The 15,111-nt window shown below is 69.1% G+C and carries 17 protein-coding genes; 11 read left to right on the top strand and 6 right to left on the bottom strand.

The window, feature by feature from the left end; genetic code table 11:
* Positions 1–118 precede the first annotated feature (118 nt).
* The 6 genes from KQ310_RS02055 to KQ310_RS02030 all read left to right on the top strand — a co-directional run bounded on the left by KQ310_RS02055 (position 119) and on the right by KQ310_RS02030 (position 4,036).
* Positions 119–703: a sigma-70 family RNA polymerase sigma factor gene (locus KQ310_RS02055; protein WP_259720123.1), complete on the top strand. Its 585-nt coding sequence runs from the start codon at positions 119–121 to the stop codon at positions 701–703.
* Positions 700–1,431 (top strand): anti-sigma factor domain-containing protein, encoded by a 732-nt coding sequence (locus tag KQ310_RS02050; protein ID WP_259720122.1) that lies wholly within the window; start codon positions 700–702, stop codon positions 1,429–1,431. The genes KQ310_RS02055 and KQ310_RS02050 overlap by 4 nt, the downstream gene beginning before the upstream one ends.
* A gap of 9 nt (positions 1,432–1,440) precedes the next feature.
* Entirely contained in the window at positions 1,441–1,938 is a 498-nt protein-coding gene (locus KQ310_RS02045; RefSeq protein WP_259720121.1) for a hypothetical protein, read from the top strand.
* A gap of 183 nt (positions 1,939–2,121) precedes the next feature.
* Complete coding sequence (locus tag KQ310_RS02040; protein WP_259720120.1) at positions 2,122–2,961, top strand: hypothetical protein; 840 nt, start codon at positions 2,122–2,124, stop codon at positions 2,959–2,961.
* 9 nt (positions 2,962–2,970) lie between these two features.
* A complete protein-coding gene (locus KQ310_RS02035) occupies positions 2,971–3,369 on the top strand; it encodes a hypothetical protein (protein WP_259720119.1) in 399 nt (132 codons plus the stop codon).
* A 58-nt stretch (positions 3,370–3,427) separates the two neighbouring features.
* The gene (locus KQ310_RS02030; protein WP_259720118.1) at positions 3,428–4,036 is read left to right on the top strand and encodes a hypothetical protein; all 609 of its coding nucleotides are present in this window, start codon (positions 3,428–3,430) and stop codon (positions 4,034–4,036) included.
* A gap of 36 nt (positions 4,037–4,072) precedes the next feature.
* On the opposite strand, the gene KQ310_RS02025 is transcribed toward KQ310_RS02030, so the two are convergent.
* A complete protein-coding gene (locus KQ310_RS02025) occupies positions 4,073–5,632 on the bottom strand; it encodes a carotenoid oxygenase family protein (RefSeq protein ID WP_259720117.1) in 1,560 nt (519 codons plus the stop codon).
* 98 nt (positions 5,633–5,730) lie between these two features.
* Here KQ310_RS02025 and KQ310_RS02020 point away from each other — a divergent pair, with 98 nt between their 5' ends.
* A complete protein-coding gene (locus KQ310_RS02020; RefSeq protein ID WP_259720116.1) occupies positions 5,731–6,378 on the top strand; it encodes a hypothetical protein in 648 nt (215 codons plus the stop codon).
* Positions 6,379–6,421: 43 nt separating this feature from the next.
* Here KQ310_RS02020 and hisB read toward each other — a convergent pair whose 3' ends face one another.
* Positions 6,422–7,063, bottom strand: a complete 642-nt coding sequence (gene hisB, locus KQ310_RS02015; protein ID WP_259720115.1) for an imidazoleglycerol-phosphate dehydratase HisB — start codon at positions 7,061–7,063, stop codon at positions 6,422–6,424.
* Between the two features lie 96 nt (positions 7,064–7,159).
* On the opposite strand from hisB, the gene KQ310_RS02010 reads away from it, so the two are divergent.
* On the top strand, positions 7,160–7,795 hold the full coding sequence (locus tag KQ310_RS02010; RefSeq protein WP_259720114.1) for a carbonic anhydrase: 636 nt from the start codon (positions 7,160–7,162) through the stop codon (positions 7,793–7,795).
* Here KQ310_RS02010 and fabI read toward each other — a convergent pair.
* Positions 7,774–8,556 (bottom strand): enoyl-ACP reductase FabI, encoded by a 783-nt coding sequence (gene fabI, locus KQ310_RS02005; protein ID WP_259720113.1) that lies wholly within the window; start codon positions 8,554–8,556, stop codon positions 7,774–7,776. The two genes, KQ310_RS02010 and fabI, sit on opposite strands and share 22 nt — an antisense overlap.
* A 168-nt stretch (positions 8,557–8,724) precedes the next feature.
* On the opposite strand from fabI, the gene KQ310_RS15920 reads away from it, so the two are divergent.
* Positions 8,725–10,266: an FAD-binding domain-containing protein gene (locus KQ310_RS15920; RefSeq protein WP_399237415.1), complete on the top strand. Its 1,542-nt coding sequence runs from the start codon at positions 8,725–8,727 to the stop codon at positions 10,264–10,266.
* A 40-nt stretch (positions 10,267–10,306) separates the two neighbouring features.
* Here KQ310_RS15920 and KQ310_RS01990 read toward each other — a convergent pair whose 3' ends face one another.
* Positions 10,307–10,888: a hypothetical protein gene (locus KQ310_RS01990; RefSeq protein WP_259720112.1), complete on the bottom strand. Its 582-nt coding sequence runs from the start codon at positions 10,886–10,888 to the stop codon at positions 10,307–10,309.
* 89 nt (positions 10,889–10,977) lie between these two features.
* On the opposite strand from KQ310_RS01990, the gene KQ310_RS01985 reads away from it, so the two are divergent.
* Together KQ310_RS01985 and KQ310_RS01980 are read left to right on the top strand one after the other, a co-directional pair.
* Positions 10,978–11,577, top strand: a complete 600-nt coding sequence (locus KQ310_RS01985; protein WP_259720144.1) for a thioredoxin family protein — start codon at positions 10,978–10,980, stop codon at positions 11,575–11,577.
* A gap of 53 nt (positions 11,578–11,630) precedes the next feature.
* Complete coding sequence (locus KQ310_RS01980; protein WP_259720111.1) at positions 11,631–12,893, top strand: DegT/DnrJ/EryC1/StrS aminotransferase family protein; 1,263 nt, start codon at positions 11,631–11,633, stop codon at positions 12,891–12,893.
* Between the two features lie 60 nt (positions 12,894–12,953).
* Here KQ310_RS01980 and KQ310_RS01975 read toward each other — a convergent pair whose 3' ends face one another.
* Both KQ310_RS01975 and KQ310_RS01970 read right to left on the bottom strand, forming a co-directional pair.
* On the bottom strand, positions 12,954–14,489 hold the full coding sequence (locus KQ310_RS01975; RefSeq protein ID WP_259720110.1) for an FAD-binding domain-containing protein: 1,536 nt from the start codon (positions 14,487–14,489) through the stop codon (positions 12,954–12,956).
* Positions 14,489–15,049 carry an NUDIX domain-containing protein gene (locus KQ310_RS01970; protein WP_197157992.1) on the bottom strand — a complete coding sequence of 187 codons (561 nt, stop codon included), beginning with the start codon at positions 15,047–15,049 and terminating at the stop codon, positions 14,489–14,491. Before KQ310_RS01970 ends, KQ310_RS01975 begins: the two co-directional genes overlap by 1 nt.
* Between the last annotated feature and the right edge of the window lie 62 nt (positions 15,050–15,111).

Raw genomic sequence — 15,111 nt, 5'->3', positions numbered from 1 at the left:
GACGGTGCCCGTTGACGGCACCTACTGACAGCAACAGCTGGCAGCGACTGCTGGTAGTGCCCGCTGACTGTGCCTGCTGACTGTGCCCGCCGAGAGTGCCTGAACGGCCATCCCCCCTGTGGACTTTCCTCCCCAACAACCGGATGCCGCTGCCACCAGGCCGCTGCTGCAGGGGCTCGCGTCCGATCCGCCGAGCACCACCGATCTCGGCGCGCTCTACGACGCCTACGGCGGGCCCGTGTACCGCCTGGCGCTGCGGTTGTGCCGCTCGAGCCAGGAGGCGGAAGACCTCTGCCACGACGTCTTCCTGCGGTACTGGAAGCAAGACCGCTACGAGCCCTCCCGCGGGCCGGTGCTGGCCTATCTGCTGCTGCTGACCCGCTCGATGGCGATCAACCGCCTCAACCAGCGGAGCAATCGCTGGCAGCTGGTGCAACGCTGGTCGGAGCAGCTGTTTCCGCAGGCCGTGCGCAGCCCCCAGGAGTCCGCCGAAGCGGATGACCTCAGCCAACAGGTGCGCCATGCCCTCGAGACGATCCCCGCCAATCAGCGGCAGGTGCTGGAGCTGGCCTACTACGAAGGGCTGAGCCAGTCAGCGATCGGGCAGCGGCTGAACCTGCCCCTGGGCACCGTCAAGACCCGTTCCCGCCAGGGCCTGATCCGCCTGCGGGAGTTGCTGATCGATTTCCGGAGCACACCATGACACCGCACGACGCCAACGCAGGGGCCGCCAACCCTGACGCCGCCATCGATGCCCTGCTGGCCGGCCATGCCCTGGGGGATCTGGACGAAGAGGAACGGGAGCAGCTGACGCTGCTGCTGCTGCAACGCCCGGAGCTGCGCCAGCGGCTGGAGGAATTCCGCACCACACTTGAGCTGCTGCCCCTGGCCCTGCCGGCGACAGAGCCGGCACCAGAGGGCGTGCGCCGCCGCCTGCTGAGCCCGGCAACAGAACCCCAGGTCAGCCGCCGCGTGGCCGCTCCGTCCTGGCTGGTGCCTGGCCTGCTCTCCCTGGGGCTGCTGATCCTCGGCATGGAGCTGCACCAGACACGCCAGCAGCTGGCGCAATTGCAGTTGAGGATGGATCCGGCGCCTGCCTTGACGCCGGTCAGCCGGCGTCTTCCCCTGCGGGCGATGCAGGGGAACGACCAGGGGTTCGGCGAGGTGCTCGTGACTGGCAGTCCCACCAACAACATCCTGATGCTCAATGATCTGCCGCCGCCGCCGCCGAACCACGTCTATCGGCTCTGGGCCACTGTGAACGGCCGGCAGGTGGGCTGCGTTGCCTTCAAACCCACCGCCCAGGGCCATGTGGCCATGCTGATCCCCCCCTTCCCCACCAGCCAGGCCAGCAGCCTCAGTGTCAGCGTGGAGGCCGACCCCCTCGGCGCTGAACCCACCGGCCCTCGGGTGTTGACCAGCACGATCTGAGAGAACGCGATGCTTCCCGGCTATCTCCATCAGGTACGGCGCCAGCCCCTGCCTCCGCAGCTGAGCCGACTGCTGCGCCGGCCTCCAGGCCACCTTGCTTGCCCCCTGCTGCCGGCCCTGATGCTGCTACTGCCGGCCCTGGCTGCGCCGCTCACCGCCTCAGCGGAGCCCCTGCCCCTGAAACAGGGGGAGTGCCGCCGCACCACGGTGAAGGAGGTTCTCTACCGCCTCAGCTCCATGGATGACAACGGGGTGTACATCCCGCTGCCCGACTCTGGCTCGGCGATCTCCTACACCAACGGCGGCTATCAGGTGTCGTACGACATGGTGCCCGCCATTCACCGCAGCCGCGAAGACGACCCGATCGAACTCTGTCTGGAGATGATTCCGGATTGCAGCGAGGCCCCCAAGGGCGACGTGCGGGGCCGCATCTACGGGGCCCGCAATCTGCGCACCGGCGAATCGTGGTCGCTGCCGGACAGTCAGCACAGCTGCGGCGGGGCCTGAATGGAATCACCCAGGCGGGAGATCACCCTGGCAGGACCGTCATCACAGCAGACAGCCTTTCGGCAAACAGCCTTTCGACAGCTCACTGAAACTCTTCATCTCCCCTTCACCCTCCTCATTTTGCGTAAAGGCCTAGTCGCGAGCTACTGTCAAAAATAAAATCAATCCTGGGCGGAGAGGCGAATGGGACAGCTCTTGGCGGTTTTAATCGCAACGGTGATCATGGGCCTGATGGCGCCGCCGATGATGCGGCTGGCCCTTTTACCCGTCGAGACGGCTCGGCAGAAAAGCAATTTCTCCCTGGCCGAATCCAACGCGATTGCCGTTCGAAAGCAGGCTGCAGCCTCCGACAGCCTCCAGGGACTCACCCTGCCCGAGGGTTGCATCCAGAAGGCCAATGCGATTCCCACCGGTGCGAACAAGGTGGTGGATCACTTTGTGGAATGCAGCTCCGGCGAGGACAAATTCACCGCTCTGGCCTGGCAGCCCCTGTACCTGAGCAGCGAACTCAGCGCAGACAACAGCGACGAAACCGAGGACGAAGCCACCATCTGCTACAGCCTCTACGACAATACCGGTGACTGGCAAAGCGACTCCAACGCCAAAAAGCGCCTGGAGTTCGGTGGCCAGAACGTGTTCCGCGGCTCAGCATCAGAGGTTGGCAGAGTTGCCTTGGCCGCCAAGGTCACTCCCGGGGAAAGTGTTTCCAGCCAGAAGCCCTTGCTTCTACGGGTTCACGACATCAGCGACAGCGAGTGCTCCAAGGTGGATGCCTCGGTCAAGCCGCCACAGATCAGCTCCGGAAGCGATGATGACAATGACGAGAAAAAACTCTGCGAGGTGCCTTACTACGAAGGCGACAAGTTCGACAAGGACCCCGCCGGCACCATCTGGAACAAAGATGGGCCAGGCTTTATTTTAACCGAGAAATGGCCGTCGAAGAAACGCGAGGTTGACAAACAGGATCCATCCCCAGGGGGCAAGGTGAATTGCAAGGACAATCTCACTCTGAACTTCAAATGAGACCAGGATATGAATCTTGTCGCCCTGCTGATCGCCGCCGCCCTGCTGGGCATCGGAGCCCCCTTCATCGTGCAGTTGCTGTCGACGCCGATGCGCAGTACCACCGACCTCACCGGCCAGACCGCCGCCGATGCCTTCGCCCAACGGCTGCAGATCGAGCTGCGCCGCTCCGAAGGCCAACTGGATCTGAAGGATGGAGCTCTATCGCTGGACCACAACGACGGCAGCAGCGAGGTGATCGCAGCCCCTGAAGGCTGCAGCTTCACCAACAGCCACAACGGGGCCATCGGGATCTTCGTGAGTTGCCCCAACGCAGCACGGCCCGAGACCCCTCCTGGCGTAGCCGCCTTGGTCACGGCAGCCCCCTGCGAGTCCGACCTCTTTCCCGGCAGCTGTCCCAAACCCTGAAGTCTCGGTTTGATTCCGCCATGGCAGAGCAACATGACCCCACTGCGGCAACACTCTGATGACTGCGGACCGATCCCCTGGCTGTGTGATCTGTGGCAAAGCAGAGGCGACGCCGGGAGCGCCGCTCTGCCGGAACCACCTGCAGCGTTGGCATACCTATCTGGTCGACTGTGACGCCTCCTGCCGGCCGGTGGATCCAGGCCGCTGGCGGCGTGATGTGCTTCTGCCTGGCCGGCAGAAAGCAGGCGGGCTCCCTGCCTGGCTGAAGCGGATCGTGGTGCTGGGGGGTGGCGACTTCCGCAACTGGAACAAGAGTGAAGATCCCCCGTTGCAACTGGAGGCCAGTCCCGATCCCGCCCTTGCTCACTGGTGCGACAAAACGGTGACAGATCGCATCCGTCTGGCCGAGACCTGGTCGAGTGTGCTGGTGTACGTGGGCGGCGTCGTACTGGCGCTGTTGATGCTGCTCGCGATCGTCTACGCCTTTGGGCCGGAACCCAACCTGGCCTTGGTGCAAGTGGCGCTGATGGGCTTCGGGGCCGGACTCTTGCTGTTCTACGGCGGCATCTACAAAGAACAGCTCTGTCACATGCGCTATCACCGCACCCGATTGACACGGGAGCTGATCGACGCCTTGCAGCGCCCCCCGCTCCGCGAAGACAACTGAATGGGATCCCTGAATCAATGGGCCCCGGGCCTGGGCCTAACCCAGAGCAGCCCAGCTGCCATGCAGCCCATAGGGGATCGCCAGTGGCAGTTCCAGCACGGCCTGCTCGCTCAGGTCGGCGGCATTGAGGATGACCAGATCGCTGGCAGAGCGGGCCCCGTTCCAGACCAGGACCAGCACCCAGCCGTCGTCTTCTGAAGGGGCGGCACTGGTCTGGGTCGCAGGGCGCGGCACCATCACCGGCTCGCTCACGAAGCCCCGCGGCGCCGCACTCCAGACCCGGCGCTCGCTGGTGTGCAGATCGAGCTTCTCGATCGCCTGCAGGGGAGCGTTGCCCCGCTCGCATTCGGCCACCGCCGTCCAGCCGTAGCGGGCATCGAGACCCTGGCGCTCGGGGTTGACCATGGCGAACTCGCAGCAGCGCTCCTCCAGCACGGTGCTGGTGGCGGTGCGGTGCTCCAGATTGAGGCGGGTGCGCACCAGACGGCCGGCGGGGAGGGTGTCGAAGTCCACGGAGCGGAAATCCACGCCCGGACCGATCGACGGGAAGTCGTCGTAGAAGATCGAATCGACCACCAGCTCGCCCGTGGCGGCATCCTCGAAGGCGTTGAGGTGGTGGAACACGAAGCCCTCAGGGGCCGGCACCACGATCGGTGCCGCGGGTTCCGCGCTGGAGTCGCCGGCGCCAGGACGCGGCACGATCAGGAAGTGGCCCTGCTCGCCGGGCTTGGAGGCCAGGCACTGGGCCGCACCCTTGAGGCCCACCACGAAGGGGATGGGGTTGAAGGCGACGGCGTTCTGGAGGAACACGGCGTAGCGCGGCGTGATCGCAAAGTCGTGCAGGAAGGCGAAGCCGGCCACGCTGTCGTGACGCTCAGCCAGCAGCTGGCCGGCTCGCGGTCCGCTGGCGGCGAATTCCATCACGCGGATCGTGCTGCGCGGGCCGGCCTTGACCCCGAAGGTGACCATGCGGGGCTCGCCGTGGTGACCGGGATCGAAGCGGGGATGGGCACTGAAGGCCTCACCCTTGCCCAGCACCCCGTCCAGCAGGGTGAGGCCACGGGTCTCGAGCGTGTCGGGATCGAGGGCGTGGGGGGAGCTGGCTTCCCACAGGGCCAGTAACTGATCGCCGAGCCGCACCACATGGGTGTTGGCGATGTTCTTCATGCGCAGATCGAAGGCATTGGCCAGCAGGCCGCCGGGCTTCTGGCTGCCGAAGACGCCGCGGTAAAGGAAGCGGCCCGCAGCCTCCTCCTCCAGCCAGCCCTCGGTGCGCACATAGCGGTTGGTGAGCACGGCCTGCCCCGCCTCGAAGCGCAGGGCGGTGATCATGCCGTCGCCATCGAAGGGATGGTGCAACCAGTGGCCACCACGCTCCAGCCGGCCCGGCCCGTTGCGATAGAGGCTGCCGGCCAGGTCCGGCGGGATCGTGCCGCGCGCGGCGACCAGCGGCACCTGATCCAGTTCGCCGAGCACATTGCGGAAGGAACTGGCCCAGTCGGCACGGTCGTAGGCAGCTCCCGATCGGCCGGCGGCCGTTTCGGCAGCAGCCGATCCTGTGGGGGATCCGGAATCACGACTGGGGGCGATGGTCATGGGGAGGCGGGAGACGCGGGGGTATGGAGCGGGCTGACACCATCATCCCGTAACGGAGTGTGACAACGCGAGGCCGCGCCAGGCGGTCGGTCGCGGCCATGATTCCCCGCAACGGCATCGGCGCCATGCAGCAGAGCAGCGAGTCCCCTGCCGCAGCGGATTCCCCGCCTGGGGCGGCGATCGACTGGGACGCCCTCGGCCGGATCCGGGAACTGGAGGAGTACTTCTCCGCCGACGCGGAAGGTTTCCAGGCGGCCATCAGCGCCGAGATGGCCACCATCACCGCCCTCCCAGCGGAGCAGCTCGACAAGCTGGCATTGCTGCGGGTGCTGGAGGTGACCAATGGCTGCCTGCAGTGGGGCTTCCGCCGCGGTGACGCTGAAGCCCTGTCCGCCGACCGCACCCGCGACTGCATGCGGACCGTGATCAGCTTCATCAACGACCGCAGCATCACCCTGCCGGATGGCAGCCGCGTCAGCTTTTCGCCGGCCGTGATCCGGATGATCGGCGAAGGCCAGGCCCTCTACCGCGAAGCCTTCAAACGCAACGATGCCGAGGCCCGGCGCCGCTATTTCGCCGCCTCCACCGCCCAGTTCCTTGTCTACGGCAAGCCCCGCATGGAGGCCGCCATGGAGCAGATCGCCACGGCCTTCGAGCCCCTGTTCGATCGCTTCTGGCTGGAGCGGGGCCAGCGTTGGATCCGCCCCTATCTGGCCGCCCAAACCGCGGGAGACACGGCGAGCTGAACACCGCCCGAGCCGCCTGCGACTTCGCGGCCCGATCAGCCGCTCAGGCGCCGGCGCGCTCGAGCACGCCCTTGCTGCTGGGCACGGCCCCGGCGCGGCGTGGGTCAATTTCCACCGCCAGCCGCAGGGCGCGGGCAAAGGCCTTGAAGCAGGCCTCGACGATGTGGTGGGAATTGGCGCCATCGAGCTGGCGGATGTGCAGGGTGAGGCCGGAGTTGTTGACCACGGCCACGAAGAACTCCTTCACCAGTTCGGTGTCGTAGCTGCCGATCTTCTGGGCTGGGATCTGCAGGCTGTAGCTGAGGTGAGGCCGGCCGGAGCAATCCAGGGCCACCTGCACCAGGGCCTCATCCAGGGGCGCCACGAAGTGGCCGAAGCGGTGGATGCCGCGCCGATCGCCCAGGGCCTTCGCCAGGGCCTGACCCACGGCGATACCCACGTCCTCGTTGGTGTGGTGGTCGTCGATGTGGGTGTCGCCCACGGCATGGATCTCCAGGTCGACCAGGCCGTGGCTGGCGATCTGATGGAGCATGTGATCGAGAAACGGCACCCCCGTGGCGGCCTTGCAGCGGCCGCTGCCGTCGAGGTTGAGGCTGACGCGCACATCGGTCTCGCCGGTGACGCGATGGACGCTGCCGCTGCGGCCAGTGGCGGCGACGTGATCAGGGTCCAGGGGGGCGGACACAGGGAAGAGCACAGGAGTGTGGCAATCATGCCGAAACCGGGGGCACCGATCAGCGCACAATCGCCGTCAGATCCGCACCGGCATGTCCTGGCCGACATGCCCCCCGCCCGCCCCATGAACAACTGCCCCGAAGCGGTGCTCGCGGACCTTCGCGGCGGGCACCAGCGCTTTCTCAACGGGGAGTCGCTGCATCCCCACAGCAGCCGGGAGCGGATGCTGGAGGTGGAAACGGGCCAGCACCCGATTGCGGCCGTGCTCGGCTGCGCCGATTCCCGCGTGCCGGTGGAGCTGCTGTTCGACACCGGCTTCGGCGATCTGTTCGTGGTGCGCAACGCCGGCACCCTCTCCACCACCGCGGCGATCGCCTCGTTGGAATACGCGGTGGCGCACCTGGGCGTGCCCGTGATCGTGGTGCTGGGCCATGAACGCTGCGGGGCTGTAGAGGCGGCCCTGAACCCGGGACTGCCGCTCACCCCGAGCCTGGCCCAGGTGGTGGGGCAACTGCGGATGGAGCTGTTCCACCTGGGGGCCCGTGAGGATCTGGAGCAGGCCTCCCGCCACCACACCCTCAACGCGGCCCGCAACCTGGTGGATTCCAGCGTGCTGCTCACCGATCGGATGCGCAGCGGCCGCCTACAGGTGGAGGCGGCCTTCTACAACCTCCATTCCACCACGATCGACTGGATGGGAACGGTGATGCCGATGCGGCCTCACATGCCGGTGATGCAGTAGCCGGCGTCGACGTAGAGCACCTGGCCAGTGATGCCGCTGGCCAGGGGGCTGGCCAGAAAGGCGGCGGTGGCGCCGACTTCGTCCTGCGTCACCGTGCGGCGCAGGGGGGCCTTCTCCTCGACGTTGTGGATCATGTCGAGGATGCCGCCGATGGCGGAGCTGGCCAGGGTGCGGATCGGGCCGGCGCTGATCGCGTTCACCCGCACCTGCTGCTCCGGGCCCAGCTCGGCGGCGAGATAACGCACCGATGCCTCCAGGGCCGCCTTGGCGACGCCCATCACGTTGTAGTTGGGGATGGCGCGCTCGGCGCCGAGGTAGCTGAGCGTGATCACGCTGCCGCCCGGGTTGAACAGGGGCTTGGCCCAGCGGCACAGGGGCGCCAGGGAATAGGCACTCACCTCCAGGGCCCGGCCGAAGCCCTCGGGGCTGATGTCGGAGTAGTTGCCGATCAGTTCGTCCTTGCCGGCGAAGGCGAGGCAGTGCACCAGCACATCGATCGAGCCCCACTGCTCCTTCACCCGCGCAAACACCGCCTCGATCTGGGCCGGATCCTGCACGTTCAGGGGCTCGAACAGACTGGGGTTCAGGGGCGCGGTGAGCTCCCGCACCTTGCCTTCGAAGCGGCCCTTCTCATCCGGCAGATAGGTGACGCCCAGCTCGGCCCCAGCCGCCGCCAGCTGCTGGGCAATGCCCCAGGCGATCGAGCGGTTGTTGGCGATGCCGGTGACGAGGGCCTTCTTGCCGCGCAGATCGAGGAGCATGCGGAGACGGATCGGGAGCGATCGGGGGATTCTCTCCCACCCGCTTCTCCAGCTCGCTCCTTCAGCCCGGCCCGCGCCAACATCAGCCGCCAGGGCCGGGCCACCGCCCAGGTCGCTCGCGGCCCAGGCCATCGCCGCCAGGATCAGCGCCAACCCCACCCTGCCGCCGTGGACGCGCGCGCCCCCACCCCCCCTGAGCCCGCCACCACCACCGGCGACGGCGACCTACCGCGCCACTTCACCTCCAGAGCCGCCCTGGCAGAGGAGCTGCGCCCCCTGCTCCCCAACCCTCCAGCGGACCTCAGCCCTGCGGGTGACCTGAGCCCCGCCAGTGGCCTGAGCCCCGCCAGTGGCCTGAGCCCAATCCATGGCGGCCGAGCCGCCGCCGAGCGACGCCTGGCAGCGATCGATCCAGGGGCCTATGGCCGCAGCCGCAATGCCCTCGATGGCGCCGTCACGCGCCTGTCGCCCTACATCCGCCACGGCGTGCTCACCCTGGCCGAGGTGCGCGACGCGGTGTTCGCCTGGCTGGAAACCAGCGGCGCCACCCACGCCGCTGCCGCCAAGCTGATCGCCGAACTGGGCTGGCGCGACTACTGGCAACGCCTCTGGCACCAGCTGGGCGACGGCATCTGGCACGACCGCGAACCGCTCAAGACCGGCCACCCCCCCGCCAGCTACGCCGCCGTGCTGCCAGCCGACATCCAAGGCGGCAGCACCGGCCTGACCTGCATCGATGCCTTTGCCGCCGAGCTGATCGGCTGCGGCTGGCTGCACAACCACGCCCGCCTCTGGCTGGCCTCCTATGTGGTGCACTGGCGCCGGGTGCGCTGGCAGGCCGGTGCCCAGTGGTTCCTGCAGCACCTGCTGGATGGCGACCCCGCCAGTAACGCCCTCAGCTGGCAGTGGGTGGCCAGCAGCTTCAGCGCCAAGCCCTACATCTTCAACCGGGCCAACCTGGAGCGCCACGGCGGCCAGAGCCTCTGCGCCCGCTGTCCTGCCGCCAGCCGCGGCGGCCCGGACGCCCCCGGGGGCTGCCCCTTCGACGCCGAGTACGAGCAGCTGCAGCAGCAGCTGTTCCCAATGGCCACTGAGGCGCCGCCGGCTCCAGCTCCAGCTCCAGCTCCAGCTCCGCAGACTCCCAGCCCTCCAACCCCGGCGCCAGAGCCTGCCGCTGCCACTCCCAATGCCTCTGGCCTCACCCTTTCAGCGGAACCACTGGCGCCAGCGGACACCAGCCGCCCCGCCCCGGATCCACCCCAGCGACCGATCCTCTGGATCCACGGCGAAGCCCTCGGCCCCGCCAACCCCGCCCTGCGGGCCTATCCGGGCCGGCCGGCCCTGTTCGTCTTCGACAGCGCCTGGCTGGCCGGCAGCACGACCAGCGGCCCGCCCCCCAGCCTGAAGCGGCTTGGCTTTCTGGCGGAGTGCCTGCTGGAGCTGCCGGTCACGATCCGCCACGGCGACCCAGCGGCCGAGGTGCTGGCGTTCGCGCAACGCCACGGCGCCGATGGGATCGTCACCAGCGCCGCCGTGGAGCCGCGCCTCGCGGCGATCCAGACCCAGCTCGCCGGCGCCCTGCCCCTCACGGTGCTGCCGCCCGAACCCTTCGTTGTGCTTGAGCAGGCGGTGGATCTGGGGCGCTTCAGCCGTTACTGGCGCCGCGCCGAGGCGAGGGTCTGGGCCGCCGCTGGCCGCGAAAGTCCCTGACCCGCAGGCCCCCGCGCAAACCGAACCCCGAGGCGGCAGCTCAGGGCACGCCCGCTGGCGGAGGCCCCATCGGCGGATCCTCGCCGAGCAGCTTGCGTTCCTGCTGCAGCACCGCTTCCGGATCGCTGAGCAGGTCGGCTTCCTCCAGCTGCGGGTAGGCCTCGGGCTTGATGTCCTGGGGGCGGCGGGGCGGTTCCACCCAGGTGAAGCTGCTGCGTGGGGCCCGGGCCGCACAGAGGGCCTCGAGCTCGCTCCTCAGCAGGCGCTGCACATCGGGGCGGGCCACCGCCGCGAAGAACTCCTGCTGGGTCGCCAGCCCGGAGCTGAACGGCGCCGTGCCGTTGCCGTTGAACAGCCGCGCCGGATTGGGATTCCAGCGCGGCTTGCAGACCCCCTCCTGGCGGGTGTCGGTGTCCAGCCAGAGATGGAGGCCGTAGCCATCGGGCTGGCTCACCACCGCCAGGCCGTCGTGGGGCACGCGGCGCTGCAGGGCATAGAGGGCCCAGCTGGGATGGCGATGGGCGGGAACACAGCCGCCGATCAACGCCACCAGCCCCCCCAGGCAGAGCAGAGCCGCCAGGCGGGAACGCTGGGGCGGCAGGTCACTGGGGCGGCAGGTCATCCGTCAATCCAGGCCGATCTCAAGTGGGCCGATCCTCCCCGAACGGCGGGCGACTGCTGCAGCATCGGCGTCAGAACGCCGCCCCGGCCATGGCCCTCACCCCCTCGACGATGCTGCCGCTGGGGACCCCCCTGCCCCGGGCGGAACTGGCCGAGGCCCTGACCAGCGGCAGCCTCGAGCCGGTCGCCGGTACCCCGTTGGAGCCGGCGGCCCTGGGTGGCCAGCCGCTGCTGGTGCTGTTTCTCTGCGCCCACTGCCCCTTCGTGAAGCACATCGAACCGGAGCTGAGCCGGCTCCAGGCCGACTACGGCGGGCGGCTGCAGCTGATCGGGATCTCGAGCAACAGCACCCTCACCCATCCGCAGGACGGCCCGGCGGGACTCCAGGACCAGGCGCAGCGCAACGGCTGGAGCTTCCCCTACCTGCTCGACCAGGACCAGCGACTGGCCCACGCCTTGCGGGCCGCCTGCACGCCGGATCCGTTTCTGTTTGATGCCGATCTGCGCCTCGCCTACCGCGGCCAGCTGGACGGCAGCCGCCCCGGCAACGCCGTGCCCCTCGATGGGCGGGATCTGCGGGCGGCGATCGAGGCGCTGCTGGCCGGCCGACCCGTCGCAGCGGAGCAGACCGCCTCGATCGGCTGCAACATCAAATGGCCTCCAGGCCAGGAGCCGGCCTGGGCCCGCTGAGGGGCCCGCAATCGCGGTTCCTGCAGGCTGGAACTGGCCTTAAGGTGTCCGCCATGCAAGTGCCTCCCTTCAGTCTCAGCGAGCAGCTCCAGGAGCTCGGGGAGGAACTCGACGCTGCCGTACTGCAGGTTCTGCGCAGTGGCCAATACATCGGCGGCGCCGGCATCGCCCGCTTCGAGGAGGCCTTCGCCAGGGCCTGCGGCGTGCCCCACGCGATGGGCTGCAACAGCGGCACCGATGCCCTGATCCTGGCCTTGAGGGCCCTGGGCATCGGTCCCGGCGATGAGGTGATCACCTGCTCCTTCAGCTTCTTCGCCACCGCCGAGGCGATCAGCGCCGTGGGCGCCACACCCGTGTTCGTGGACGTGGACCCGGACACCTATCTGATCGATCTGGATCAGATCGAGGCGGCGATCACCCCCGCCAGCCGTGCCCTGATGCCGGTGCATCTGTTCGGCCGCCCGGTGGACATGGAGCGGGTCTGCGCCATCGCCAGTCGCCACGGCCTGCGGGTGATCGAGGATTGCGCCCAGGCCACCGGTGCCCAGTGGGCCGGGCAACCGGTGGGCAGCTGGGGGGATGCAGGCTGCTTCAGCTTCTTCCCCACCAAGAACCTCGGCGCCGCCGGCGACGGTGGCGCCGTGACCTGCCGCGATGCCGCCGTGGCCCAGGCGGTGCGGGAGCTGGCCGTGCATGGCATGCCGCGCCGCTATCTGCACACGACCCTCGGCTACAACAGCCGTCTCGATGCCATGCAGGCGGCGGTGCTGAACGTCAAGCTGCCCCACCTGGAGCGCTGGATCGAGCGCCGCCGCGGCGTCGCCGCCACCTACGACGGGGCCCTGGCCGATCTGGAGGGCATCCAACTGCCGCAGACCGGGCCGGCGGGGCACAGCTGGAACCAGTTCGTGGTGCGGGTCCCCAGCTGCCCCGGAGGCCAGGCCGCCTGCGGCGGCCACTGCACCCCCGCCGCCGACAGCGCCGACTTCGGCCTGCCGGAGGCCTGCTGCCGCGACTGGCTCAAGCAGCAGCTCCAGGACGCCGGCGTGACCACGATCATTTACTACCCCATCCCGATCCATCGCCAGCCCGCCTACGCCGCCCTGGGCTACGGCCCCGGCAGCCTGCCGGTCACCGAGCGCCTCTGCGCCGAAGTGCTGAGCCTGCCGATCTTCCCGGAGCTGCGTGCGGAGCAGCAGCAGCAGGTGATCCGGGTTCTGCGCCAGCTGGTGGAGGCCTTCACCGCCGGCAGCAGCACCAGCTCCGAGGCCAAAGGCACCGCCGCCCCAGCGACCGTGACCTCTGCCGCAGCCTGAGAACTGAGGTCTGAGGTCAGAAGTCAGAAGTCAGAAGTCATCGTGGCGCGGAGCGATGCCCTAGGCGCTGTCGACCCTGACGCGCAGGGCCGCGTGGAGCGCCTTGAAGTGGGCCTGCTGCTGCTTGTGGCTCACGATCGGCGCGGGGTAGCCGCGACGCTCCAGGGGAGCGATCTCGCCGCGGATCAGATCGGCTGTGGCCACGTGGCGCAGCTCCGGCAGCCAGGTGCGGATGTAAACCGCCTCCGGATCGAACTTGGCGGCCTGGGTGGCGGGATTGAAGATGCGCAGCGGCTTGGGATCCATGCCGCTGCTGGCGCTCCACTGCCAGCCGCCGTTGTTGGCGGCCAGATCGCCATCCACCAGCCGTTCCATGAAGGCACGCTCCCCCAGGCGCCAGTCGCAGATCAGGTCCTTGACCAGGAAGGAGGCCACGATCATGCGGCAACGGTTGTGCATCCAGCCGCTGGCATTGAGCTGCCGCATCGCCGCATCGACGATCGGCACCCCGGTGAGCCCCTGCTGCCAGGCCTCGAGGCGCTCCGGGTCGTTCTCCCAGGGGAAGTGGCGCCACTGGGGCCGGTAGGGCCCCTCCGCCAGCTCCGGGAAATGGAACAGCGCCTGCTGGTAGAACTCGCGCCAGGCCAGTTCCTGCTCCCAGACGCTGATCGCCGTGCGCTCCTCCTCGCTGCGGATGAACTCGCGGGCTACGCCGGCCGCCGCCCAGGCCTGACGCGGGCTGAGGGTGCCGAAGGCGAGCGCGGCACTGAGGCCTGAGGTGCCGGCGATGCCCGGCAGGTTGCGCTGGGGCTCATAGGCCAGCAGCGGAGCCCCCTGGCCGCGGCCACTGGCAGGCCCCTGACAGAAGGCCTCAAGCTGGGCCAGGGCCGCCGCCTCGCCAGGACGGCAGGGACAGAGGTCGACTCCGGAGAAGGCCGCTCCGAAGCGGGTAGCCTCCGGAACCGCCCCCAGACGCGGCAGGGCCGCCCACAGATCAGGCCGGGGCAGCGTCGCCAGGTCCAGATCCAGCAGGCCGGTCGGTGCCGCCAGTGGCTCGATGCCCCCGGCGGTGCCCGGGGCCGCGAGGGCCTGCTTGCGCTCCACCTGGCCGCGCCAGTTGCGCAGGAAGGGGCCGTAGACGCGATAGGGATCCCCCGCCCCGGTGCGCAGCGCCTCCGGGGCGACCAGCAGCTGGTCCCAGTCGGCCAGCACGCCGCGGCCATCGGCCTGCAGGGCGGCGGCCACCGCCCGGTCGCGGGCTCGCCCGCTGGGCTCCACATCGCGGTTCCAGGCCACCACCTCGGCACCGAGGGCGGCAGCCAGCCGCGGCAGCAGCACCAGCGGGTCTCCCTCCAGCAGCACCAGCCGCGACCCGCAGGCCCGCCAGGAGGCGGCCAGCTCCCGCAGGCTTTCGAGCAGGAACCAGCGCCGGGCCGGTGCCATCACCGGGTCGGCCAGGATCGCCGGGTCCAGCACGAACACGCCGGTCAGGGCGGGGGTCGCCGCCGCGGCCGCCGCCAGGCCGAGGTTGTCGGCCAGCCGCAGATCCCGGCGATGCCAGAACAGCCAGCGGCGGGCGGCCTCTGGGGAGGCCATCAGAGCCCCAGCAGCTGCTTGGCCCGGAACCAGGCGGTCACGCTCTTGCCGTCGAGGGCCTCGTCGCCACTGGCGAGGGCCGCATCGAGCGCGGCGGGCTCCATCAGCAGCACCTCCAGGTCCTCGTCGTCGTCGCCGGCCGGAGGAGCCTCCAGGGGGGTGAGCCCCCGGGCCAGGAACAGGTGGATCACTTCATCGGAATAGCCGGGGCAGGGCAGCATCAGGCCGAGCGGATCCCAGCGGCAGGCGCTGTAGCCCGCCTCCTCCTGCAACTCCCGCTCCATCGTGGCCAGGGGCTCCTCGCCGGGATCCAGGGTGCCAGCGGGGAATTCGAGGATGCGGGCCGCCACCGCGAAGCGGTACTGGCGCAGCACCACCACGCGGCCGTCATCGAGCACGGGCACCGCCAGCGAAGCACCGGGATGGCGGATGATCCCGAAACTGCCCTCCACCCCCATCGGCAGCTCCACCCGGTTGATCTCGAAGCGGATCTTGCGGGCATCGAGGGCTTCGAGGGTCTCGAGATGGCGCGCGGGCTCGGGGGGCGGCAGGGGCGCCATGGCGGGGATCAACGGCTGCGGCGGACGCTAAACCGGCCAGCCGGAGCCAGGAGGCAGCAGCT

The organism is Synechococcus sp. CS-1328, from assembly GCF_025128095.1.
GTDB lineage: Bacteria > Cyanobacteriota > Cyanobacteriia > PCC-6307 > Cyanobiaceae > CBW1002.
The sequence above is the reverse complement of the archived record's forward strand: the minus strand, read 5'-3'. Positions and strand labels throughout refer to the sequence as shown.

Coding starts and splice junctions, on each gene's coding strand:
- KQ310_RS01970 (WP_197157992.1), bottom strand. CDS start 15,049: ATGGCGCCCCTGCCGCCCCCCGAGCCCGCGCGCCATCTCGAGACCCTC.
- KQ310_RS01980 (WP_259720111.1), top strand. CDS start 11,631: ATGCAAGTGCCTCCCTTCAGTCTCAGCGAGCAGCTCCAGGAGCTCGGG.
- KQ310_RS01975 (WP_259720110.1), bottom strand. CDS start 14,489: ATGGCCTCCCCAGAGGCCGCCCGCCGCTGGCTGTTCTGGCATCGCCGG.
- KQ310_RS01990 (WP_259720112.1), bottom strand. CDS start 10,888: ATGACCTGCCGCCCCAGTGACCTGCCGCCCCAGCGTTCCCGCCTGGCG.
- fabI (WP_259720113.1), bottom strand. CDS start 8,556: ATGCTCCTCGATCTGCGCGGCAAGAAGGCCCTCGTCACCGGCATCGCC.
- KQ310_RS02045 (WP_259720121.1), top strand. CDS start 1,441: ATGCTTCCCGGCTATCTCCATCAGGTACGGCGCCAGCCCCTGCCTCCG.
- KQ310_RS02040 (WP_259720120.1), top strand. CDS start 2,122: ATGGGACAGCTCTTGGCGGTTTTAATCGCAACGGTGATCATGGGCCTG.
- KQ310_RS01985 (WP_259720144.1), top strand. CDS start 10,978: ATGGCCCTCACCCCCTCGACGATGCTGCCGCTGGGGACCCCCCTGCCC.
- KQ310_RS02020 (WP_259720116.1), top strand. CDS start 5,731: ATGATTCCCCGCAACGGCATCGGCGCCATGCAGCAGAGCAGCGAGTCC.
- KQ310_RS02050 (WP_259720122.1), top strand. CDS start 700: ATGACACCGCACGACGCCAACGCAGGGGCCGCCAACCCTGACGCCGCC.
- KQ310_RS02030 (WP_259720118.1), top strand. CDS start 3,428: ATGACTGCGGACCGATCCCCTGGCTGTGTGATCTGTGGCAAAGCAGAG.
- KQ310_RS02010 (WP_259720114.1), top strand. CDS start 7,160: ATGCCCCCCGCCCGCCCCATGAACAACTGCCCCGAAGCGGTGCTCGCG.
- KQ310_RS02025 (WP_259720117.1), bottom strand. CDS start 5,632: ATGACCATCGCCCCCAGTCGTGATTCCGGATCCCCCACAGGATCGGCT.
- KQ310_RS02035 (WP_259720119.1), top strand. CDS start 2,971: ATGAATCTTGTCGCCCTGCTGATCGCCGCCGCCCTGCTGGGCATCGGA.